A 22,962-nucleotide genomic window follows, 5' to 3' on the forward strand; every position below is an offset into this window, starting at 1 on the left:
TTTGCCGGCTTTTTGGCCGGCAATGGCCGTTATTTTCGAGAAAAGTGCACCACCAGCTTGTCGCCGACGGTTTGCAGAATTTGCACCAGGATCAACAGCATCACCACGGTGACCACCATCACATCGGTCTGGAAGCGCTGGTAACCGAAACGGATCGCCAGGTCGCCCAGGCCACCGGCGCCTACGACACCGGCCATTGCCGTGTAGGAAACCAGTGTAATCGCCGTAACCGTAATCGCCGCGAAAATGCCTGGGCGCGCTTCGGGCAGCAATGCATTGACGATGATCTGGCGTGTGCTCGCGCCCATGGACTGCGTGGCTTCGATGATGCCGCGGTCCACTTCACGCAAGGCGGTTTCCACCAGGCGCGCGAAGAACGGTGTTGCGCCCACGACCAGCGGCGGAATCGCACCGGCGACACCCAGCGAGGTGCCGGTGATCAGTACGGTGAACGGAATCATCACGATCAGCAGGATGATAAACGGCAGCGAGCGCAGGATGTTCACGATCAGCGACAGCAGCGCGTACAGGCCTTTTTGTTCGAACAGTTGGCGCGGGCTGCACAGGAACAGCAGCACGCCCAGCGGCAGGCCGAGCAGTACGGTAAAGAACAGCGAGCCGAACAGCATGGTCATGGTGTCGCCGGTGGCGAGCCAGATTTCCGACCAGTCGATATTGGCGAAGAAACTCAACAGGACTTCCATTAGCGCAGAACCTCCATGTGGACGTCTGCCGCGGTAAAGCGGGCGAAGGCGGCTTCCATGTCCCCACCGGTCACGGCGAGGGTCAGTTGGCCGTAAGGAATATCTTTAATGCGGTCGATACGACCGGCGAGGATGCTGTAGTCCACACCCGTTTCGCGGGCGACGGTGCCCAGCAGCGGCGCGTAGGTCGCTTCGCCCTGGAAAGTCAGGCGCACGATGCGGCCCGGCACATGCGCGAAGTCATCGCGCTGTTCGCTTTCGTCGATTTGATCGGCTTCTTGCACGAAGCGCTTGGTGGTCGGGTGCTTGGGGTGCAGGAACACATCGGCCACCGAGCCTTGCTCGACAATCACGCCGGCGTCCATCACGGCCACTTGGTCGCAGACGCGGCGGATCACGTCCATCTCATGGGTGATCAACACGATGGTCAGCTTCAGCTCGCGGTTGATCTCGGCCAACAGTTGCAACACCGAGGCGGTGGTCTGCGGGTCGAGGGCGCTGGTGGCTTCGTCGCACAGCAGGATCTTCGGCTTGGTCGCCAGGGCGCGGGCGATGCCGACGCGCTGCTTCTGGCCGCCGGACAACTGCGCCGGGTACTTCTTGGCGTGGTCCGACAGGCCGACACGGGCGAGCAATTCAGCCACGCGTACGTCGATTTCCTTGCGCGACAATTCGCCGGCCAGGGTCAGTGGCAGCGCGACGTTGTCGGCAACGGTCTTGGACGCGAGCAGGTTGAAGTGCTGGAAGATCATCCCGACTTGCTGGCGGAAACGGCGCAGGCCATTGGCGTCCAGGGCAGTGACTTCTTCGCCGTCGACGTTGATCTGGCCACCGCTGGGTTGCTCCAGGCGGTTGATTAGACGCAGCAGGGTACTTTTTCCCGCGCCGGAGTGGCCAATCAGGCCGAACACCTGGCCGTTTTCGACACGCAGGCTGGTGGGATGCAGCGCGGGGATTTCCTTACCGGCGACGCGGTAGGTTTTATGGACGTTATGAAACTCGATCACGTAGCGAACCTTGTGGGGCGCATGGAAAAGGGATCAGCGGTTAGCCGGGCGCGCATTTTAGCCTGTCCGTATAGCGTTTCTTAGCATTTATTTCGCATTCAACCAGCGATTTGGCAATAACGCGATCAAAGGTCATAAAAAAGGAACGGTGCAAAACCGCGTCAGTCACTACTTAAGCAACTCGATTTCCCAGGTGCCGTGCCTGGGGTTTTTTGCTCAAACGCGCCGGGGACCGCTCTGGCTACTTTGAATAAGGAGTTTTGTCTGATGAGTACCAAGAAGCCAGCTACCCCGCCGAAGAGTGAGCTCGCGGGCACCGATACCCTGGACCGTGGCAACACCAACGCCAAGTTGCAGGCCCTGGAGGAATTCCGCTCAGATGCAACCGGCCAGGCGCTGCGCACCAACCAAGGCGTCAAGATTGCCGATAACCAGAACACCCTGAAAGTCGGTGCCCGTGGCCCTTCGCTGCTGGAAGACTTCATCATGCGTGAAAAAATCACGCACTTTGACCATGAGCGTATTCCGGAGCGCATCGTGCATGCCCGTGGTACGGGCGCCCATGGTTATTTCCAGACTTACGAGAACCATTCGGCGCTGAGCAAGGCCGGTTTCCTGCGTAACCCCGAGCATAAAACCCCGGTGTTCGTGCGCTTCTCTACGGTGCAGGGCCCGCGTGGTTCGGGCGATACCGTGCGTGACGTGCGCGGTTTTGCCGTGAAGTTTTTCACCGACGAAGGCAACTTCGACTTGGTGGGCAACAACATGCCAGTGTTTTTCATTCAGGACGCGATCAAGTTTCCGGACTTCGTGCACGCGGTAAAACCAGAGCCACATAACGAGATTCCTACCGGCGGCTCGGCCCATGACACGTTCTGGGATTTCGTCTCGCTGCAGCCGGAATCGGCGCACATGGTGCTGTGGGCGATGTCCGATCGTGCCATCCCAAAAAGCCTGCGCGCCATGCAGGGCTTTGGCATCCACACCTTCCGCCTGATCAATACCGAAGGTAAGTCGAGCTTCGTCAAATTCCACTGGCACCCAAAAGTCGGCACCTGCTCCCTGGTGTGGGACGAGGCGCAGAAGCTTGCCGGTAAAGACACCGATTACCACCGTCGTGACCTGTGGGAAGCGATTGAGAGCGGCGACTACCCTGAGTGGGAATTGGGTGTGCAAATCGTGGCCGAAGAAGACGAGCACAAATTCGACTTCGACCTGCTCGACCCGACCAAAATCATCCCCGAGGAACTGGTGCCGATTACCCCGTTGGGCAAGATGGTGCTTAACCGTAACCCGGACAACTTCTTCGCCGAAGTCGAGCAGGTCGCGTTTTGCCCAGGCCACATCGTGCCGGGTATCGATTTCACCAACGACCCCTTGCTGCAAGGCCGTCTGTTCTCCTACACCGATACCCAGATCAGCCGTCTCGGTGGCCCTAACTTTCATGAGTTGCCGATCAACCGGCCGGTCACGCCGTTCCATAACGGCCAGCGCGACGCCCAGCACCGCACGGTGATCGACAAGGGCCGTGCGGCCTACGAGCCGAACTCGATTGACGGCGGTTGGCCGAAAGAGACGCCACCGGCTGCTCAGGATGGCGGGTTCGAGACCTACTACGAGCGCGTCGATGCCAATAAGGTGCGTGAACGCAGTGAGTCGTTCGGGGACCACTTCTCCCAGGCCACGCTGTTTTTCCACAGCATGAGCCACCACGAGAAAGAGCACATCATCGCGGCCTACAGCTTCGAGTTGGGCAAGGTGGAACGCGAGTTTATCCGCGCCCGTCAGGTCAACGAGATCCTGGCCAATATCGACCTGGAGCTGGCCAAGCGCGTTGCGCAAAACCTCGGGTTGCCGGCGCCGACCAAAGGCACCGTACCGCCGCGTAAGACCTCGCTGAAAGCGTCGCCGGCGTTGAGTCAGGTGAACTTGCTGTCGGGCGATATCAAGACGCGCAAAGTCGCGATCCTTGCGGCGAATGGCGTGGACGGTGCGGCGATTGATGCAATCAAGAAGGCGCTGGAAGCCGAAGGGGCGCACGCCAAACTGCTGGGGCCGACGTCGGCACCGGTGAAGACTGCAGATGGCAAGAGCCTGGCGGTGGATGCGTCGATGGAAGGCATGCCGTCGATTGCGTTTGACGCGGTGTTCGTACCGGGTGGCAAGGAGTCGATCAAGGCGTTGAGCGGCGATGGCGTGGCGTTGCACTTCCTGCTGGAGGCGTACAAGCATCTGAAGGCGATCACGGTTGCCAGCGATGCCAAGCCGCTGCTGGATCAGCTCAAGCTTGAGGCGGATGCGGGGTTGATCGTGGGGTCGGATGCCAAGGCGTTCAAGGCATTCTTTGCGGCGATTGCGCAGCACCGGGTCTGGGACCGTGAGCCTAAGGCTAAGGCGATTCCGGCTTAAGCTTTTGGTTGTTTGTTAGACCTCTATCGGGAGCAAGCCCCCTCCCACATTTGGAATGCATTTCAAATGTGGGAGGGGGCTTGCTCCCGATAGCTTTATTGCACCTTGCGCGGAATCAGCACAACCTGCGCCGGAATACGTTTCAAGATCTGCCGGTGAATCTTCAGGTCATACCCCGAATCAATTCGCTTCACCCGTTTGGTCAGCAACGTGGCCAACCATGGGTAATCCTGCGTGCGCGGGGCCTGGATGCTCACGTCGCACTGGTAATTCACCACGTCGGTGGCGATCGCATCCAACTGATGGCGAAGTTCTTCGATGTCAGTGAGGTTCAGCGCCACGGTGGTGCTTTGCGCGGCAGGGTCGATGACCTTGGCCGCTGGCTTGGCTTCGGCCGCTTTCAGGGCGGCTTCGGCTTTATCCAGCTCGACTTTGCGGGCGTGGCTGATGGCACTGTTCACGCCGCCGGTGAGCGCCGGGGCCTTGGGCATCAGCGCGCGGGCACGGCTCAGGGCGGTCGCGGCAGCGTTGACGTCACCTTTTTGCAGCACGATCTGGCTGCGCTGCAGGTAGGCTTCGGCCAATTGGCGCTGGTAAGGCTCCAGGGTCGGGTCGTTAGGCGATTGGGCCTGCAAGGCGGCAAGCTCGTCTTCGGCGGTCGCCAGTTCGCTGCTGGCCAGGTTTTGCTCCAGCTGCGCGATTGCCGCAGCGCGTGTGTCCGGTACCTCGGTGGCAGCGGGCGGTGTGCTTTGACAGGCGCCCAGCAGCAGGGAAAATGCGGCAAGGAGCAGATAACGGACGTTGAACGGCTTCATTCCTGCGACTCTCTATTTGCGCAAAAAGCGAGCAAGTCTACACCCCTCGACGGGGCAGGACAAAACTCAGCAGAAAGAGGGCGGCCGCCGTGACTACAATCGACGGCCCGGCCGGCGTGTCCTTGAACCAGGACAGCGCCAGGCCCCCGCACACCGCAAGCATCCCCAGCAGGCTGGCGCCGATCGCCATCTGCTCGGGTGAGCGAGCGTGGCGCTGGGCAGCGGCTGCGGGAATGATCAGCAGCGACGTGATCAACAATACGCCGACAATCTTCATCGCGACAGCGATCACCACTGCGATCAATAGCATCAGGGTCATGCGCAGGGCCGGTACGGGCAAACCTTCCACGGTGGCCAGCTCTTCATGCACGGTGATCGCCAGCAATGGGCGCCACAGCGCTACCAGCAACACCAGCACGGCGGCGCTGCCGCCGAGGATCCAGGCAAGGTCAGTCGGGCTGATCGCCAGCAGGTCGCCGAACAGGTAGGCCATCAGGTCGATGCGCACTTCATGCATGAAGCTCAGCACCACCAGGCCCAGGGACAAGGTGCTCGGCGCGAGGATGCCGAGCAGGGTGTCGGAGGCCAGCGGCTGGCGCTGTTGCAGGGTCACCAGCAGCACCGCCAGCAGCAGGCAGCCCACCGTCACGGCGATGGTCGGGCTCACATCCAGCAAAAAGCCCATGGCCACGCCCAGCAGCGCGGCGTGCGACAACGTGTCGCCAAAATAGGCCATGCGCCGCCAAACCACGAACGAGCCCAATGGGCCCGCCACCAGTGCCAAAGCCAAGCCTGCCAGCAGGGCGTAGAGCAGAAAATCAGCCATGCTTGCAGCTATCTCCATGAACGTGGGTGTGGGGTGTAGCGGGGTCGTCGACGACAGCGCCGTGCAGATCGTGGGCGTGGTCGTGATGGTGGTGATAGATCGCTAGGCTTTGGGCGTTTTTGCCGAACAGCTCGACGAACGCCGGGTCGCCACTGACCTGTTCCGGGTGGCCGGAGCAGCAGACGTGGCGGTTGAGGCACACCACTTGGTCAGTGGTGCTCATGACCAGGTGCAGGTCGTGGGAGACCATCAGCACGCCGCAGCCATGCCGGTCGCGCAGGCGGGTGATCAGGCTGTACAGCTCGGCCTGGCCAGCCACGTCGACGCCTTGCACGGGCTCATCGAGCACCAGTAATTGGGGCTCGCGCAACAAGGCGCGGGCCAGCAGGACGCGCTGCATTTCGCCGCCCGAGATGCTTTGCACCGGGCTGTCGATGACCTGTTCGGCGCCGACTTCTTTGAGCGCTTCCTGCGCGCGGGCGCGGTCTACGCCTGGCACCAGGCGCAGGAAGCGCAGTACCGACAATGGCAGTGTTGGGTCGACGTGCAGTTTTTGCGGCATGTAGCCGACGCGTAGCTTGGGCTTGCGCCACACGCTGCCGGTGTCGGGCTTGAGCAGGCCGAGCACGGCGCGAACCAGCGTGGTCTTGCCGGCGCCGTTGGGGCCGATCAGGGTGACGATCTGCCCCGGTTCCACGCTCAGTGCGATGTTATCGAGCACGGCTTGGCCGGCGAACGTGACCCCGACCTGTTCCAGGCGGATTAACGCGTTGCTCATCAAGCCCCCTGGCAGCCCGAGCAAAGCCCGACCACTTCGACCGTTTGCCCTTCAACTTTGAAGCCAACCTCGGCAGAGCTCTTGATGATGGCGTCGCTGATGCTTTTTTGTTCAAGCTCGATGGCCGCGTGGCACTCGCGGCAGATCAGGAACTGGCCCTGATGCGCGTGTTCCGGGTGGTTGCAGCCGACAAAGGCGTTGAGTGAGGCGATGCGGTGCACCAGGCCGTTTTCCAACAGGAAATCCAGCGCGCGGTACACCGTCGGCGGCGCGGCGCGGCGGCCATCCTGCTCGCTGAGCACGCCAAGAATGTCATAGGCGCCCAGCGGCTTGTGGCTCTGCCACACCAACTCCAGCACGCGGCGACGCAGCGCAGTCAGGCGCAGGCCTTGGCGTGCGCACAGGGTATCAGCCTCCGACAGCGCGGTATGCACGCAGTGAGAGTGGTCGTGGGGACGGCTGGCAAGCGGTGTAATAGGCATGAGCGGCGACAGACATTTGATAGAGACGTTATTATGTTACCCGTTCCTACGCCATTGAGTGGTCATCGTGTCCCGACTTTTTCCCGTTTTTGTCGTATTTGTCACCAGTTTGTTCATCGCCGGGGCTGCTCAAGCCGAGGTCAAGGTGCTGACCAGCATCAAGCCGTTGCAGTTGATCGCCGCGGCGGTGCAGGACGGTGTGGCCATTCCGGAGGTGTTATTGCCGCCCGGCGCTTCGCCGCACAACTATGCCTTGCGCCCATCCGACGTACGGCGTGTGCAGTCGGTGGACCTGTTGTATTGGATCGGCCCGGACATGGAGAGCTTCCTGCCGCGCGTGCTCAAGGGGCGTAGCCTGCCGACCGTGGCGGTACAGGACCTTGCGGGCATGAAGCTGCGCCGTTTCGCCGAAGATAGCCACTCGCATGCCGAGGATGCCGACGAACATGATCACGATCACCGCCCAGGCAGCCTGGATGCGCATTTGTGGCTGTCCACCGTGAACGCTCGCGTCATTGCGGCGCGCATGGCGGCTGACCTCAGCACGGCCGACCCGGCCAATGCCGCGCGCTATCAGAGCAACGTGAAGGCGTTCGATGAGCGTCTGGATGCATTGGATGCGCGCCTGAAGGCTCGGTTGGCGAGTGTGGGGGACAAGCCTTACTTCGTCTTCCACGAGGCCTTTGATTACTTCGAAGACGCTTACGGGCTCAAGCACACTGGCGTGTTCAGCGTCGCCGCCGAAGTACAGCCAGGCGCCCAGCATGTGGCGGCGATGCGCACGCGGTTGCAGGAAGTGGGTAAGACCTGCGTGTTCAGCGAGCCGCCCTTGCGCCCGCGCCTGGCCGAGACGCTGGTCGCCGGTTTGCCGGTGAAATTGGCGGAGCTGGATGCGTTGGGCGGTTACACGCCGGCTACGGCGCAGGGTTATGAGCAGGTGCTGGAGAAGTTGGGGAATGACCTGGCCGGGTGCCTGGAATCACTCTAACCGCCGCCGCGTAACCCATGTGGGAGCAGGCTTGCCCGCGATGGCGATGTGTCAGTCGACACCGCTATCGCAGGCAAGCCCGCTCCCACATATTTACCGAGCAGGTCTTTAGAGTGCGAACGGCAAGTGCACGTTAACCTGTTGACGCTGCGCGAGCCGGTGCTCGAACTCTGCCGGGTCATGGATCAACACGTCCTGCCCGGCAAACGACTCCGCGGCGATCAGGCGTGACAGCCAGAAGCGCACGCACGCTACGCGCAACATTGTCGGCCACCATTGCGCTTCCTTGGCGGTGAACGGGCGCAGCCCTGCGTAGGCGCCCAGCAGCGCGCGGGCGCGTTGGCCATCAATCACGCCATCGGCGTCCGAGCACCAGTCATTCAGCGCGATCGCCACGTCGTACAGCATCGGGCCTGAGCAGGCGTTGTAGAAGTCGATCAACCCAGTCAGGTGGGTGCCTTCGAACATCGCGTTATCGCGGAACAAGTCAGCGTGAACGTTGGCGCGCGGCAGGGCGAGGATCTCGGCTTTGTGAGCGTCTATTTCGGCCAGTGCATCTTGCAGCAGGCGCTGCTGTGCGTCGTTCAGGTGCGAAATCAGCTGCGCCCCTTCGCGGAGCATCCAATCCAGCCCGCGATCAGTCTTGCGTTCCAGCACCTTCTCGCCTTGAGTCGCCAAGTGAAGGTGGCCGAGAAGGTCGCCGACCTGGGCGCAATGCTGCGCATTGGCGTCCTTGATGTGCTTGCCGGCCAGGCGCGGTTGTAGCAGCGCGGGTTTGCCGGCAAGTTCGCGCAGGGCCACGCCATCGGTGGTCCGCAGGGCGTAAGGCACCGGCAGGTCGGCGTCGTGAAGCACGTCGAGCAGTTCGATGAAGAACGGCATTTCTGCAACGGGGCCGCGCTCAACCAGGGTCAGGACGAACTCGCCCTGTTCCAGGCTGATGAAGAAATTGGTGTTTTCGCTACCGGCGGCAATCCCCTGGAAATCAAGCAGGCGGCCGAGCCCGTAAGGGGCGAGAAAAGTTTCCAGCTCGGGCCGAGCCAGGGGGGTAAACACAGACATGGTTAAAACTGCCAGTACGGGCGCCGCAGTGCGCGGCGCCAATTTAAGTTAAGAAATCATTTCCATTCGAAGATCTTCCATGACGGGATCAGCATATCCGGTTGGTCAGAACGGATGAAATTCGCATCGGTTCCGTCCGCGCGCACCAGGAAATACGGCGGAAAGCCTTTCTGGGTCACCTTGATCGCGTACAGGAAGCCATTTTGGCGGTATTCCTGAATGGTCTTGTCGCCTTCCGTGCGAATGGTGACTTCCGGGTCGCCTGAAGGCGCACTATCTGCCGCCATGGCCACCATCGGAGTGAGTGCAATCAAGCCGGTCAACAACAAGCGATTTACTGTACGCATGATAACCTTGTCCCTTTGTCGTCATTGGTCCGGCTATTCTAGCGCCTGACCCGCCGAAAAGGTTGATCCTGCTCATGAGCCAAGCCCCCCTCGTCCTGGTGGACGGTTCGTCTTACCTGTACCGCGCCTTTCACGCGCTGCCACCGCTGACTACGTCCAAAGGCCTGCCGACCGGTGCGGTCAAGGGCGTGTTGAACATGCTCAAAAGCCTGCGCAAGCAGTACCCGGACAGCCCGTTCGCGGTCGTGTTCGACGCCAAGGGTGGGACCTTTCGCGATGACATGTACGCTGAATACAAGGCTAACCGCCCCAGCATGCCTGATGACATGCGCCTGCAGATCGAGCCGCTGCACCAAAGCGTGATCGCGCTGGGCTTCCCGCTGCTGTGCGTTGAAGGCGTCGAGGCCGATGACGTGATCGGCACCCTGGCCCGCAGCAGTGCGGCCGCCGACCGACCGGTGGTGATTTCCACGGGCGACAAGGACATGGCGCAACTGGTCGACGGGCACATTACCTTGGTCAACACCATGACCGGTAGCGCGATGGACATCGAGGGCGTGAAGGAGAAATTCGGTGTCGCTCCCGAGCAGATCATCGATTACCTGGCGTTGATGGGCGATTCCTCCGACAACATCCCGGGCGTTCCGGGCATTGGTCCGAAGACTGCTTCCGGCCTGTTGGTGGGCGTGAACGGCGGCCTCAAAGAGCTTTATGAGCAGTTGGATATTGTGCCGACCCTGCCGATTCGGGGCGCCAAGAACCTGCCGGCCAAGCTGGAAGAGCATAAGGAAATGGCGTTCCTGTCCTATCAGCTGGCGACGATCAAGATCGACGTGCCGCTGGACGTGGGCCTGGATGATTTGCACCTGATCGAACCGGATCGCGAAAAGCTGCTGGAGCTGTACACGCTGCTGGAGTTCAAGAGCTGGTTCGATGAGATTCAGCGCGACGCCAAGCGTGTCGAGTTGAAGGCCTCGGCGCAAGCTGCTCCGGCCACCGAAGAAGCGGTTGAGGTGATTGCCTCCGCGCCCGTGGAGACGTCCTACACCACTGTCCTCGACCAAGCGACATTCGACCGTTGGCTGAAGAAGCTTAATGACGCGAAGTTGTTCGCGTTTGACACGGAAACCACCGGGATTGACGCCCAACAGGCGCAGTTGGTCGGGGTTTCCTTTGCCGTGCAGCCTCACGAAGCGGCCTACATACCGCTGACCCACTCTTATATCGGTGCGCCGCAGCAGCTGGATCGTGACACCGTGTTGCTGGCCCTCAAGCCATTACTGGAAGACCCGACCAAGCTCAAGGTTGGCCAGCACGCCAAGTTCGACATGAACATCCTGGCCAACTGTGCCATCGGTGGTGATTTTGAACAGGGCATTACCGTGCGCGGTATCGCCTTCGACACCATGCTCGAATCCTATGTGCTGAACTCCACCGCCACCCGGCACGACATGGACAGCCTGGCGAAGAAGTATCTGGACTACGACACCGTCAGCTTCCAGGACATCGCCGGCAAGGGCGCCAAGCAGCTGACGTTCGACCAGATCCCGCTTGAGCAAGCCGGCCCTTACGCGGCCGAAGATGCCGACGTGACGCTGCGTCTGCATCAGGCACTGCACGCACAACTCGCGGCCATCCCGAGCCTGGCCAGTGTGCTGACCGATATCGAAATACCTTTGGTGCCGGTGTTGGCGCGTATTGAGCGCCAGGGTGCGCTGGTGGATAAGGACCTGTTGGGTATCCAGAGCATCGAGCTGGGCAACAAGATGGTGGAGCTGGAACGCCAGGCGTTCGAGATCGCCGGTGAGGCGTTCAACCTGGGCTCGCCCAAGCAGCTCGGAGCCATTCTCTACGAGAAGCTGGGCCTGCCGGTCCTGAAAAAGACCGGCAAGGGGCAGGCGTCCACGGCCGAAGAAGTGCTGGCCAAGTTGGCCGAAGATGACTTCCTGTTGCCCAAGGTGCTGATGCAGTACCGCAGCATGAGCAAATTGAAAAGCACCTACACCGACCGCCTGCCGGAGCAGATCAACCCGCGCACCGGGCGCATTCACACGTCCTATCATCAGGCTGTGGCAGCTACCGGGCGCTTGTCGTCCAGCGACCCGAACCTGCAGAACATCCCGGTGCGCACCGCCGAAGGGCGGCGGATCCGCCAGGCGTTTATCGCGCCCAAGGGCTACAAGCTGCTGGCGGCGGACTATTCGCAGATCGAGCTGCGGATCATGGCGCACTTGTCCAAGGACGAGGGCTTGATGAATGCGTTTCGCAATGACTTGGACGTGCACACCGCTACGGCGGCCGAGGTGTTCAAGGTTGAATTGTCTGAGGTCACGTCCAATCAGCGCCGCAGTGCCAAGGCGATTAACTTTGGCCTGATCTACGGCATGGGCGCGCAGAAGTTGGGCAAAGATATTGGCGTCGATACCAAGACTGCCAAGGCGTACATCGATGTGTACTTCGCGCGCTACCCAGGTGTTCGCGAGTACATGGAGCGCACGCGTGCCCAGGCGGCTGATCAAGGCTATGTAGAAACCTTCTTCGGGCGTCGGCTGTATTTGCCGGATATCAATTCCAATAAGCCTCAGGAACGAGCGGCGGCCGAGCGCACGGCAATCAACGCGCCCATGCAGGGCACGGCGGCAGACATCATCAAGAAAGCCATGGTGTTGGTGGATAACTGGCTGACTGAATCGGGCCTGGATGCCAAGGTCATCCTGCAGGTGCACGATGAACTGGTGCTCGAGGTGCGTGAGGACCTGGTGGCGCAAGTCAGCGAGAAGATCCGCGAGCACATGAGCGCGGCGGCTCAGTTGGACGTGCCACTGGTGGTGGATGTGGGTGTGGGCGATAACTGGGACGAGGCGCACTGATTTTGCGGCTCTGCCACTTGCGAGGGCGGTGGCAGAGTGCTTTAGATCAAAAAACGCCGCCGGCTATTTCCAATAGTTTTTTGAACCTGCCGGAACTTAACCCGTGAATTGCTACTCAGAGTTACTGAATGGGTGGTGAAGCCCTTCAATGCTCCTATGTTGTGTTAAGTGTTGGCAGATATCTGGACCCCGCCCTAGCGGTCCGGAACTTGAACCCCGAACTTCCCCTCCCCATACGAAGTCCGGGGTTTTTTTTGCCCGCAGAAAAGTTATTCCGCGATTTCAGTGCCCTTGTCGGCCAATTCCATCCAGCCTGCCAGCACGGTGTAGGCGTCTTCCAGGCCCATCCGCTTCGGTGCAGAGAACAACTGGATGGTGATCGCATCCCCCCAGCCTTTGCGAATGTCGGACTGCACTTTGAGCAGGGTGTTCTTGGCGGCACCGTAGGTCAGCTTGTCGGCCTTGGTCAGCAGGATGTGCATCGGCATGCCGCTGGCGACAGCCCAATCAAGCATCAGCAGGTCGAAGTCGGTCATTGGATGACGGATGTCCATCATCAGAATCAACCCTTTCAAACTCTCCCGGCCACCCAGGTAAGCCTCCAGGTGACGCTGCCAGTGCAGCTTCAGCGGGATAGGTACTTTTGCATATCCGTAGCCCGGCAGGTCGACCAGACGCCGATCATCGTCTAGCTTGAAGAAATTGAGAAGTTGCGTGCGGCCCGGGGTTTTCGAGGTGCGCGCCAGGCTGGCGTGAGTCAGGGTGTTCAGTGCGCTGGATTTGCCAGCGTTGGAACGACCGGCAAAGGCGACTTCAAAGCCTTCGTCATCGGGGCATTGGTCAACTTTGGCGGCGCTGAGCATGAATGTGGACTGTTGGCACAGACCGAGGATGGGATTCTTGAGTTGCATGAGATTTCCGATGTGGGCGGTGCCGAAAAAGGGTGCGGCAAGCGGTGTCGTTTCCGTTTCAGTAGCGCCAGTATATAATGCCGCAGATTTTGTGTGTGCTTTGTCCCAGCGAAGGATGAAGTTCACGGGAGCGAAAGACCTTCATTGCGCATTAGAACGCAAAACGCTCTCAAACCCTGAAAAGGTCGATGTATGACCCGATGGTTGCTCGCTTTTGGTGTCCTGGTTCCGCTTTACGGCGCTCAGGCTACACAGGATCCGGAGGCGGTGTACAACCGAGTTTGCGTGGCTTGCCATGCCGGCCAACTGCCCAACGCCCCCAAACGGGGTGATCAGGTAGCTTGGGCGCCCAGACTGGCGCAAGGTATGGACACGCTGGTGCAACACGTGACCCAGGGTTTCAAGGCAATGCCGCCGCGTGGTTTGTGCATGGACTGCAGTACTGAGGATTACCAGGCCATCATTGAGTTGATGGTGAGTAAACCCGGTAGATAACTCTTAAACCCTTAGCCGTAGTTGGATTAGCTGATGAACAAACTGATCGTGAGTCTGCTGTTGACCTTGGGCATCACCGGTGTTGCCCATGCTGCAGGCGACGCTACAGCGGGCCAGGCGAAAGCCGCCGTGTGTGGTGCTTGCCACGGACCGGACGGCAATAGCCCGGCGCCAAACTTCCCTAAACTGGCAGGCCAGGGTGAACGTTACCTGACCAAGCAGATGCACGACATCAAGGACGGCAAGCGCACGGTGCTCGAAATGACCGGTTTGCTGACTAATCTCAGCGATCAGGACTTGGCAGACATCGCTGCGTATTTTGTCAGTCAGAAAGGCAGTGTGGGAGCTGCCGATCCAAAGCTGGTGGCTCACGGCGAAGAACTGTTCCGGGGTGGTAACCTGGAAAAAGGCATGCCTTCCTGCCTCGGTTGCCATTCGCCTAACGGCGCCGGCCTTGCTGCTGCCGGTTTCCCGCACCTGAGCGGCCAGCATGCCCAGTACATCACCAAGCAACTGACGGACTTCCGTGAGGGTAATCGCACCAACGATGGCGATACCAAAATCATGCAAAGTATTGCCGGCAAGTTGAGCAACAAGGATATCGAAGCGGTTTCCCAGTATATCCAGGGCCTGCACTGATTCAGGCGGTACGTTAACGCTCGATTAATCCGTCGATGCAAGCATAAAAAGGGTGGCTTAGGCCGCCCTTTTTTGTGGCCGGTGCCGTTACACTAACGAACTCATGCCCGCGCAGACCTGTCACACCTAAAGGTCGCGTGAGGCGACTTTATTTGTCCAGGAGTAAAGCATGCGTAATCTGATCCTCAGCGCCGCTCTCGTCACTGCCAGTCTTTTCGGCATGACCGCACAAGCTGCCGACGTGCCGCTTGAAGCCGGTAAAACCTACGTAGAACTGGCCAACCCGGTCCCCGTTTCGGAGCCTGGCAAGATCGAAGTGGTGGAGCTGTTCTGGTATGGCTGCCCGCATTGCTACGCCTTTGAGCCGACCATCAATCCGTGGGCTGAGAAACTCCCGGCCGACGTGAACTTCAAGCGTATCCCTGCGCTGTTCGGTGGCCCATGGGATGCCCATGGTCAGCTCTTCATCACCCTGGACACCATGGGCGTTGAGCACAAGGTTCATAACGCCGTCTTCAACGCTATCCAAAAAGAAGGCAAGCGTCTGACCAAGCCGGAAGACATGGCTGATTTCGTTGCTACCCAAGGCGTCGACAAAGCCAAGTTCCTCGAAACCTTCAACTCGTTCGCCGTCAAGGGCAAAATGGCTCAATACAAAGAGCTGGCCCAGAAGTATGGCGTGCAAGGCGTACCGACCATGATCGTCAACGGTAAATACCGTTTCGACCTGGGCACGACCGGTGGTCCTGAGCAGACTCTCAATGTTGCCGACCAACTGATCGCCAAAGAGCGCGCAGCCAAGTAAGGGGCCTACCATGCGCCGCTGGGGTACTGAACGTGTGGTTGGCCTGCATGATCCGCAGGTCAACGAACATCATCTGGAGTCCACGGGCCTGCCGGCAGACAGCCGCTTGCGCCTGCTCAGCTTCAATATCCAGGTGGGCATCAGCACCGAGAAGTACCGGCACTACCTCACCCGGGGCTGGCAGCACCTGCTGCCGCACACCGGGCGGGCCGTTAACCTGCAAAAAATCGGCAACCTGCTGAACGACTTCGATTTGGTCGCCCTGCAGGAAGCTGATGGCGGCAGCATGCGCTCTGGCTACATCAACCAAGTGGAACACCTGGCTCAACTCGGCGCGTTCCCCTACTGGTATCAGCAACTCAACCGCAACCTGGGGCGTCTGGCGCAGCACAGCAATGGCGTGCTCAGTCGCTTGAAACCCACCGCCATCGAAGATCACCCCTTGCCAGGTCCCAAGGGGCGTGGGGCGATCCTCGTGCGATTCGGCGAAGGCCCGGAAGCCTTGGTGGTGGTCATGATGCACCTGGCGCTCGGGGGGCGTGCGCGCAACCTGCAGCTTGCCTATGTGCGTGAAATGATTAGCAACTATAAGCACCAGGTACTGATGGGTGACATGAATACCCATGCCAACGACCTGTTGCAGAATTCCCCGTTGCGCGACCTCGGGTTACTGGCGCCGCAAGTCGAAGCCACGTTTCCCAGTTGGCGCCCGCAGCGCTGCCTGGACCATATCCTGCTTAGCCCGACCCTTACGCTCGAAAGCGTGCAGGTGTTGGCGCAGCCCATCTCCGATCACCTGCCGGTCGCGGTAGAGATTCGTCTGCCGGGTTCGCTCACGGCTGATGCATTACCCGCGTTGAGCCCCGGCCCTCGCGGACCCCTTGCATGAGCGACGACGCCCAGCGCTGGAAAGAGAAATACCTGAAAAGTGTCGAGCAGCAAGACAAGCTCGAACGTCGCTGGGCCGCCCGCCTTGACCTGTTACGGCGAGGGCTGGTGCGTAGCACGCTGGCGGCTGAAGGGACCGACCGCGCGGTTGATCAATGCATGAAAGAGATGCGCGACGTGGTGCGTACGGACGACATGGACGCCGCTCTCGCCGCCTTGTTGCCTCGCCTGGAAAAAGCCGTGCTCGACTCGGAGCAGCGCCGCGAAACCCGGGTCGACCAGATCAGCACTGCGCTCACCGCGCTGGTCGTGCAATTGCAGAAGTTGCCACTGCCGCGTGAGGTGGCCCGCCCGTTGAAAACCTTCGCCAAGCAGCTGGACGGCCGGGTCGGGCAGGCGCGTGAGATCCCGCTGTTGCTCAGTGAGCTGAGCAGCCTGCAAGAGCAGGCGTTGAGTAACCTGGAGCCGGATGGCGAAACCACGCGCACTGGGCCGGGCCTGCTGCAACGTCTGTTTGGCGCGAAAGAGGTTTCGAATGAAGTGCCGGTGGCCCAATCGACGCCACTGCCTGTACCGGCGCTGGCTGCGCCGAAACCCGTCCCCGCCGCGCCCAAGCCCGAGCCTCAGGAGCCCGCGCAATCCGAAGAGCTGACACACGCCTTGCGCGCCTTTGCGCCGTTGCCGCAGACCCCGGTCGAGGCACAGCCTGAGCCGATCACGCCGGTGCAAGCTACAGAGGTCGCCGCCGAAACGTTTGTCTTTGAGGCCCCGGCGCCAGCGGCGCCGATCGCTACGCCCACCACTGCGCCTGCCGCGACGTCTGAACCCGAGGCAGAGGAAACCGTTCCCGAGAGCGCCCTCGCTGCGTTTATCGAGGTCCCGCAGGCTGAGGTGGCTACGCCGGATGAAACCGCCATCGGCAGCCTGTCGCTACCTCCTGTGATGGAAAGCCCCGAGCCCGACCCGGATATGCTGCAATCGGACGGCGTTTACGCGCTGCCCGATTCGCCCGAGCCGTCTTATAGTTCGGTCGCCAGCCATATCGAAGGCACCTTGCTCGGCTTGCTGGGTGATCTGTCGCTGCCCGAGCGCCACCGGCCCCAAGCCGAAGCCATGCGCGAACGCCTGGCCCACGGCTTGAACTGGTACGAATTGCTGCCGATCCTTGATGACCTTGCAGTGCTGATGCTGGCGATCACCGACAGCGGCCAGCACGAGTTCGAAGCCTACCTCAAGCAGCTCAACGAGCGCCTCGAGGCATTCCAGGGTCATCTGCAGGTGGCCAGTGACGGCCACGCCGACAGCCGTTCGGCCGCGCGGGAACTGGATACACAGATCCGTGAGCAGGTCGACGGCCTGCAAAGCAGTGTGCAGGAAGCGGCTGACCTGGACAGCCTCAAGCAGGTGCTGGAAAGCCATCTTGAAGGCCTGCTCGGCACTATGGATGAACACCAGCAGCAGCGTGACCAGCGCGAGCAGGAGGTAGCGGCGCGGCTGAAGGGCTTGGCTGAACGTGTCGCAAACATGGAAAAGGAAGCCCAGGGTTACCGCGAGCATTTGGAGGTACAACGCCAGAAGGCCTTGATCGACCCGCTCACCGGCCTGCCCAATCGTGCGGCGTGGAGTGAGCGTCTGGATCATGAAGTGAATACCTGGCACCAGCGCGGCAATAGCTTGTCCCTGGCCATGCTGGATCTGGACCACTTCAAGCGGATCAACGATGGCTACGGTCACCTGGCCGGTGACAAGGTGCTGAAAATCATCGCCAACGTGTTGCGCAAATACCTGCGCCCCAACGACTTTATCGCGCGCTTTGGCGGTGAGGAGTTTGTGTTGCTGATGCCTGACTCCGCCTTGGAGGAGGCCTTGGCCGTGGGTGAAGGGCTGCGTGCAGCGATTGAAGCGTGCCCGTTCCACTTCAAGGGCGAGCCGGTGACGATCACGATGTCCATGGGCCTGGCGCAGTTTCAGCCAGGTGAGCGCAGTGACTTGGCGCTCAAGCGCGCCGATGAGGCGTTATACCGGGCCAAGGCTGCCGGGCGTAACCGGGTACAGGCGGCCTGAAAAATGTTCCATTTTGTTTAAAAGCCCGGATTTGACCGCCGAGCCTCAAACGTTACGTTACACTATTGCATTATCGTCTTCAGTGTAATGCCTTTGCCATGAAATCCTTGTACGTCGCTTTTGTGTTTTTGCTCCTCGCCGGCTGCGCCAGCGGCCCGCGCCTGGACACCAATCACCCTTCGATGAACCACGATAACCGCGTGCAGTTCGTCATTGTTCATTACACCTCTACCGGCCTTGAACGCTCCCTGGCGCTGTTGACGCACGGCCAGGTCAGCAGCCATTACCTGATCGGCGACGACGCTTCAGGCACCATCTTCAAACTGGTGGATGAGAGCCAGCGTGCCTGGCACGCCGGGGAAAGCGAGTGGATGGGCCGCACCTGGCTCAACTCCAGCTCCATTGGCATCGAGATCGTCAACCCAGGGTATCGCGACACGCCAACGGGCCGTGTGTGGTACCCATACTCCGAAGCACAGGTGCAGTCGCTGGTGGTGTTGCTCAAGGACATCAGCAAGCGCAATGGCATCAACCCCCGGAATATCATCGGTCACAGCGACATCGCGCCGCTGCGCAAGCTCGACCCGGGCCCCCTGTTCCCGTGGAAGCGTTTAGCCGCTGAAGGTTTGGGGATGTGGCCGGATGCACAGGCAGTCGCCCGATTCCAGCAGCAATACAGCGCTGCCCTGCCGAGTATTACCTGGTTCCAGGAAGAGCTGGCACGACTCGGCTACCAAACGCCGCAGACGGGTGAGCTGGATGTAGCCACACGGCATGTGATCGCGGCCTTCCAGATGCACTTCCGTCCATCACTGTTCGATGGCACGCCGGATGCCGAAAGTGCTGCGATCCTGCGCGCGTTGAACCGCAGCTAAGCGTGTATCGCAAGGGTTGGCTTGCGAAAGCGGAATGTCCGGCGGCAGCAATGTTGGCTTTGAAAGCGCCTTCGCGAGCAAGCCTGCTCCCGGGTTTTCACCTGTGCGTCGGTAGTTTGATGGGGGGCTTTCAGGTCCTTGTCGCTGTGACAAGGCAACCCGAGCAGTCAGATTACAGCGGCAGCGCCATGTAGAACTGCGTGCCTTGCCCCGGCCGCGAATACACGCCCATGCGGCCGCCGTGCAATTGCACGATCTCTTTGCAAAGAGCCAACCCCAGGCCGGCGCCGCCTTTCTTGCGGCCCACCTGGACGAAGGGTTCGAAGATCCGCCCTTGTTGGCCGTAAGCAATACCTTCGCCGTTATCTTCGACGCTGATAATTACCCGCTCGCCATGACGGCGTGCCTGGAGACGAATCTGGCCGCCTTGCGCAGTGTGCCGCAACGCGTTGCCTAATAGGTTATCGAGCACGCGCTCCAACTGCGCCTGGTCGGCATACAGCCTGGGCAACTCTGCTTGGGCCTCCACCAATAACTCGATGTTCTTTGCATTCGCTGGCTCAGTGAATCGGGCCCGTGCGTGCTCCAGCAGGTCGGTGACATTACATGGCCCGAGCGTGAGCTTTTGCAGGCCATTCTGGTAGCGTGAAAAGTTGAGCAGGTCATTGATCAGCTGCATCAAGCGCTGCATTTCTTCATTGACCGTATCCAGCAGGTCCGCTTCACGCGAGTCCGCAGGGAACTTTGCCCGCTCACGGAACAGCCCGAAGGCCATGTGCATGCCGGTCACCGGTGTGCGTAACTCGTGGGAAGCGCGCAACACAAATTCGCTACGCACCCGTTCGAAAGCGCGTTGTTCTGTGACGTCGTGCAGCACCATCACCGCGCCCAGAATATGCCCTTGGGTATGGCTGACGGGCGTCAGGCTGTAGGTCAGCAGGCGTAATTCGCCTTCGACTTCCACTTCCAGGTCTTCCGGCGCGCGCTCCAGGTTGCCGCCACGCAGTACCAACTGAAGTTGTTCATCCATTTCCGGGCGGCCCAGTGCTTCGCCCAGGCCCTGGCCTAAACGCGCCTCGTCCCAGCCCAGTTGGCGCTGCGCCACTGGGTTGAGGTGTTCCAGGCGGCCCTGGCGGTCGATCATCAGCAAGCCATCGTCGATGCTGTCGAGCACCGCTTGCAGGCGCTGCTGGCCGGCCAGCAATTCGTCGACATTGGTCGCCTGATGCTGGCGCAGCGCTTCGGCCATGATGCCAAAGCGACGCGTCAGTTGATTCATTTCCGCTGCCGACGAGAGGGGCAGCGTCACTTCGAAATCACCCTGCCCGATCTTGTCAGCGGCTTTGGCCAAGGCTTCGATCGGCCCGCCAAACCGCCGTGCGATGCCGTGTGCAGTGACGAAGCCGATGATCAGTACCGCGAGGCCAACCAACCCTAAGAGGCCGGCAATCAGCAATGCTCGGTCTCGCGATTTGTATTCGCTGGTGTTGATATTCTCCAGCGCTTGTTTGTGTTCGGCGATCAGGCCATTGCGCAATGCATTGAAGGTTTCGGTCAGTTTCTGGTTTTTATTGTTCGCCAGCGAGCTTTGCTGGGCCTCGTCAAACGCCTTGAGGAAGTTCAGGTAGTCGGCACGTGCCTGGGCGAAGCCGCTGAGTCTGCCGTCTTGCTGTTCGTGGGCGATACCTTGATCCAGCAGGGCGAAATATTGCTCTTTCGAGGTTTGCAGGGCCGCGGGGTCCGGTCGATCCTCCAGCATCAGGATCAACTGATCGCCCAAGCTCTGGCGCAGCTTGAGGCCCAGGTCCAGGGTGATGAAGTTGCTGCGAATCAGCGACTCCTGGCTCTTGGCCATTTGCATGACGCTGACCAGTCCCAGAATCAGTCCCAGCAGGGCGACGGTAATCAGCGCTGAGATACTCAGGAATAACCGAGTGCGCAGTTTCATCGCAAGCTTCATAAAGTACAGCTCATAAATTGTACTGTTTGCGTTTGCGATAAAGGGTCGATGCGTCGATGCCGAGGGTGCGTGCCGCTTGATCCAACGTGTCGCTGGTGGCGAGTACTGCACCGATATGCGCTTTCTCCAGCTCATCCAGGCTCAGTGCTGCGCCGATGCGCGGGGCATTGTTGGTCGGTTGTTCGGCCATCCCGAGGTGGCTGATTTCAACCTTTTCCTGTGGGCAGATGATGCTGGCGCGTTCCACCACGTTCCGCAGTTCGCGGATATTGCCTGGCCATCGGTAGTTGAGCAGCGCTTCACGCGCGCTGTCGCTGAAACCGCGTGCCGGTCGGGCGTATTCCTTGACGAAGCGTGCCAGGAAGCGGTCGGCAAGGGTCAGGATGTCCTCACTGCGTTCACGCAGCGGCGGCAGGTGCAAGGTGATGACATTGAGGCGGTAGAGCAAGTCTTCCCGGAAGCGGCCGTCGCGCACCATGTCTTCCAGGTTCAGGTTGGTGGCCGCCAGGATGCGCACATCGGCGCGCCGGGTGACCGGGTCGCCTACGCGCTCATATTCCTTGTCCTGGATAAAACGCAGCAATTTGGGTTGCAAAGTGAGGGGGAAGTCGCCGATTTCGTCGAGAAACAGCGTGCCACCGTCGGCCTGGTTGACGCGGCCCAATGTGCTCTCACTGGCACCGGTAAACGCGCCGCGGCTGTGGCCGAACAATTCGCTTTCCATCAGTTCCGCGGTCAGTGACGGGCAGTTGATGGTCACGCAGGATTTTTTCGAACGTTTGCTCCAGCCGTGAATGGCCCGCGCCAACTCGCCTTTACCGGTGCCGGACTCGCCCAGAATCAGGATATTGGCGTCAGTCCCGGCAACTTGGCGTGCGGTTTCCAGTACCACCATCATCGCCGGGCTGTGGGAGTCGAGCCCGTCCTTGGGCTGGCGTACTTCGCCTTCCAGCGCTTCCAGGCGGGCGGACAGTTGGCGCACTTCCAACTGCTTGGCGGTGGCCAGCCGTAATTGGTCAGGGCTGCACGGTTTGACCAGGTAGTCGGCGGCGCCGGCCTGGATCGCATCGACTGCGGTGTCTACGGCGGAATGCGCGGTAACAATGACCACGCGCATCCACGGCGCCTGGATACGCATCTGCGCCAATACATCCAGGCCGTTATCTTCGCCCAGGCGCAAATCCAGGAAGCACAGGTCAAACACCTGGCGTTGCATCAGGGCATCGGCTTGCGCGGCGCTGTTGGCGGTCGCTACGTTGTAGCCTTCATCTTCCAGGCAGTAGCGGAAGGTGCGAAGGATCGCGGATTCGTCATCCACTAAAAGAATGCGGCCTTGAAGTTCCTTGGCTGATTCCATCTGTCCCGCGCTCCTTAACTATAAATGATGCTGATTAGTCCCGGAATAATCGGGCAAGTTGCATGGTTTATTCTGATTGATAAACGGCGTCCGCGCGCAGGTATCTTCACGCTCTCCTACAAACACGCCGTTTGATAGCGTTTTCATCCCTTCTTGCCACTTCGGCAACTCAACTGCTGCTTTCGATCCGTTGATCCGACCATTGGCCGTCGTGCATTTCGCACGGCCTGGACAGAGGCATCGTGCAGGATGCTGGCCTCTATAACCGTCGCTCATTCATAACATGCTGATTTTATTGGGATTTATTTTGTAAAAAATCTGGCATGCACCCTGCAATACCTCTCCTGACAGCGTCATGAACGAATAACCAGAATGCGGGAGAAATGCAGCATGACTCGCCAAAGCCTCAGCAGCCAATTGCGTGTATCGCCAGTGCGTTTGCAGCAAGGTCTGTTCGCCAGCCTGGCCTTGATGGTCACGTTGATCGCCGGCCAGCAGTTGCAGCATTGGCAACAGAGTCAGCAACAAACCCCGCAGTTTGAACGCCCGCTCATGACCCAGACCCATTTCCGTTCCGTTGGCAGCGCTACCGCCGACGTAACCGCCCCGCAATTGAGAGTGGCTGACCAGGATTCCACCCTGGGTGAATTGCCAACTCAGGAGCGTTGGGTGTTCTAGGC

The 22,962-nt window shown here is 60.3% G+C and carries 21 protein-coding genes; 10 read left to right on the plus strand and 11 right to left on the minus strand.

Annotated features, from left to right (window positions below; all coding sequences use genetic code 11):
- Positions 1–29: 29 nt before the first annotated feature.
- Both CPH89_RS10550 and CPH89_RS10555 read right to left on the minus strand, forming a co-directional pair.
- Positions 30–704, minus strand: a complete 675-nt coding sequence (locus CPH89_RS10550; protein ID WP_053253663.1) for a methionine ABC transporter permease — start codon at positions 702–704, stop codon at positions 30–32.
- Positions 704–1,711: a methionine ABC transporter ATP-binding protein gene (locus CPH89_RS10555; RefSeq protein WP_053253664.1), complete on the minus strand. Its 1,008-nt coding sequence runs from the start codon at positions 1,709–1,711 to the stop codon at positions 704–706. Before CPH89_RS10555 ends, CPH89_RS10550 begins: the two co-directional genes overlap by 1 nt.
- A 267-nt stretch (positions 1,712–1,978) precedes the next feature.
- Here CPH89_RS10555 and katE point away from each other — a divergent pair, with 267 nt between their 5' ends.
- A complete protein-coding gene (gene katE / locus CPH89_RS10560) occupies positions 1,979–4,120 on the plus strand; it encodes a catalase HPII (RefSeq protein WP_053253665.1) in 2,142 nt (713 codons plus the stop codon).
- Positions 4,121–4,215: 95 nt separating this feature from the next.
- Here katE and CPH89_RS10565 read toward each other — a convergent pair whose 3' ends face one another.
- The 4 genes from CPH89_RS10565 to zur are packed head-to-tail and all read right to left on the minus strand — an operon-like array spanning position 4,216 to position 7,021.
- Positions 4,216–4,935, minus strand: a complete 720-nt coding sequence (locus CPH89_RS10565) for a PA5502 family lipoprotein (RefSeq protein WP_053253666.1) — start codon at positions 4,933–4,935, stop codon at positions 4,216–4,218.
- A gap of 37 nt (positions 4,936–4,972) precedes the next feature.
- Entirely contained in the window at positions 4,973–5,761 is a 789-nt protein-coding gene (znuB, locus tag CPH89_RS10570) for a zinc ABC transporter permease subunit ZnuB (protein WP_017139100.1), read from the minus strand.
- Entirely contained in the window at positions 5,754–6,539 is a 786-nt protein-coding gene (gene znuC, locus CPH89_RS10575; protein ID WP_053253667.1) for a zinc ABC transporter ATP-binding protein ZnuC, read from the minus strand. The genes znuB and znuC overlap by 8 nt, the downstream gene beginning before the upstream one ends.
- Positions 6,539–7,021 (minus strand): zinc uptake transcriptional repressor Zur, encoded by a 483-nt coding sequence (gene zur / locus CPH89_RS10580; protein WP_053253668.1) that lies wholly within the window; start codon positions 7,019–7,021, stop codon positions 6,539–6,541. The genes znuC and zur overlap by 1 nt, the downstream gene beginning before the upstream one ends.
- A gap of 58 nt (positions 7,022–7,079) precedes the next feature.
- On the opposite strand from zur, the gene CPH89_RS10585 reads away from it, so the two are divergent.
- On the plus strand, positions 7,080–8,009 hold the full coding sequence (locus CPH89_RS10585) for a zinc ABC transporter substrate-binding protein ZnuA (protein ID WP_053253669.1): 930 nt from the start codon (positions 7,080–7,082) through the stop codon (positions 8,007–8,009).
- Between the two features lie 108 nt (positions 8,010–8,117).
- Here CPH89_RS10585 and CPH89_RS10590 read toward each other — a convergent pair whose 3' ends face one another.
- Both CPH89_RS10590 and CPH89_RS10595 read right to left on the minus strand, forming a co-directional pair.
- A complete protein-coding gene (locus CPH89_RS10590; protein WP_053253670.1) occupies positions 8,118–9,071 on the minus strand; it encodes a homoserine kinase in 954 nt (317 codons plus the stop codon).
- A 56-nt stretch (positions 9,072–9,127) separates the two neighbouring features.
- Positions 9,128–9,418 (minus strand): DUF2782 domain-containing protein, encoded by a 291-nt coding sequence (locus tag CPH89_RS10595; protein WP_053253671.1) that lies wholly within the window; start codon positions 9,416–9,418, stop codon positions 9,128–9,130.
- Positions 9,419–9,492: 74 nt separating this feature from the next.
- On the opposite strand from CPH89_RS10595, the gene polA reads away from it, so the two are divergent.
- A complete protein-coding gene (gene polA / locus CPH89_RS10600) occupies positions 9,493–12,288 on the plus strand; it encodes a DNA polymerase I (protein WP_053253672.1) in 2,796 nt (931 codons plus the stop codon).
- Between the two features lie 269 nt (positions 12,289–12,557).
- On the opposite strand, the gene yihA is transcribed toward polA, so the two are convergent.
- A complete protein-coding gene (gene yihA, locus CPH89_RS10605; protein WP_053253673.1) occupies positions 12,558–13,199 on the minus strand; it encodes a ribosome biogenesis GTP-binding protein YihA/YsxC in 642 nt (213 codons plus the stop codon).
- A gap of 192 nt (positions 13,200–13,391) precedes the next feature.
- On the opposite strand from yihA, the gene CPH89_RS10610 reads away from it, so the two are divergent.
- The 6 genes from CPH89_RS10610 (at position 13,392) to CPH89_RS10635 (ending at position 18,965) form a co-directional block, all read left to right on the plus strand.
- Positions 13,392–13,694 carry a c-type cytochrome gene (locus CPH89_RS10610; protein WP_053253674.1) on the plus strand — a complete coding sequence of 101 codons (303 nt, stop codon included), beginning with the start codon at positions 13,392–13,394 and terminating at the stop codon, positions 13,692–13,694.
- A gap of 33 nt (positions 13,695–13,727) precedes the next feature.
- Positions 13,728–14,333, plus strand: coding sequence for a c-type cytochrome (locus tag CPH89_RS10615; RefSeq protein WP_053253675.1), 606 nt, complete (start codon positions 13,728–13,730; stop codon positions 14,331–14,333).
- 169 nt (positions 14,334–14,502) lie between these two features.
- A complete protein-coding gene (locus CPH89_RS10620; RefSeq protein WP_053253676.1) occupies positions 14,503–15,138 on the plus strand; it encodes a thiol:disulfide interchange protein DsbA/DsbL in 636 nt (211 codons plus the stop codon).
- A 10-nt stretch (positions 15,139–15,148) separates the two neighbouring features.
- Entirely contained in the window at positions 15,149–16,027 is an 879-nt protein-coding gene (locus CPH89_RS10625; protein WP_053253677.1) for an endonuclease/exonuclease/phosphatase family protein, read from the plus strand.
- Positions 16,024–18,090, plus strand: a complete 2,067-nt coding sequence (locus CPH89_RS10630) for a GGDEF domain-containing protein (protein ID WP_053253678.1) — start codon at positions 16,024–16,026, stop codon at positions 18,088–18,090. The genes CPH89_RS10625 and CPH89_RS10630 overlap by 4 nt, the downstream gene beginning before the upstream one ends.
- Positions 18,091–18,188: 98 nt before the next feature.
- Entirely contained in the window at positions 18,189–18,965 is a 777-nt protein-coding gene (locus tag CPH89_RS10635) for an N-acetylmuramoyl-L-alanine amidase (protein WP_053253679.1), read from the plus strand.
- 172 nt (positions 18,966–19,137) lie between these two features.
- On the opposite strand, the gene CPH89_RS10640 is transcribed toward CPH89_RS10635, so the two are convergent.
- The gene (locus CPH89_RS10640; RefSeq protein ID WP_053253680.1) at positions 19,138–20,925 is read right to left on the minus strand and encodes an ATP-binding protein; all 1,788 of its coding nucleotides are present in this window, start codon (positions 20,923–20,925) and stop codon (positions 19,138–19,140) included.
- Between the two features lie 10 nt (positions 20,926–20,935).
- Positions 20,936–22,282 carry a sigma-54-dependent response regulator transcription factor AlgB gene (gene algB, locus CPH89_RS10645; protein ID WP_053253681.1) on the minus strand — a complete coding sequence of 449 codons (1,347 nt, stop codon included), beginning with the start codon at positions 22,280–22,282 and terminating at the stop codon, positions 20,936–20,938.
- 390 nt (positions 22,283–22,672) lie between these two features.
- Here algB and CPH89_RS10650 point away from each other — a divergent pair, with 390 nt between their 5' ends.
- Positions 22,673–22,960: a hypothetical protein gene (locus tag CPH89_RS10650; protein WP_053253682.1), complete on the plus strand. Its 288-nt coding sequence runs from the start codon at positions 22,673–22,675 to the stop codon at positions 22,958–22,960.
- Positions 22,961–22,962: the final 2 nt, after the last annotated feature.

Source organism: Pseudomonas fluorescens (assembly GCF_900215245.1).
GTDB classification, from domain to species: Bacteria; Pseudomonadota; Gammaproteobacteria; order Pseudomonadales; family Pseudomonadaceae; genus Aquipseudomonas; species Aquipseudomonas fluorescens.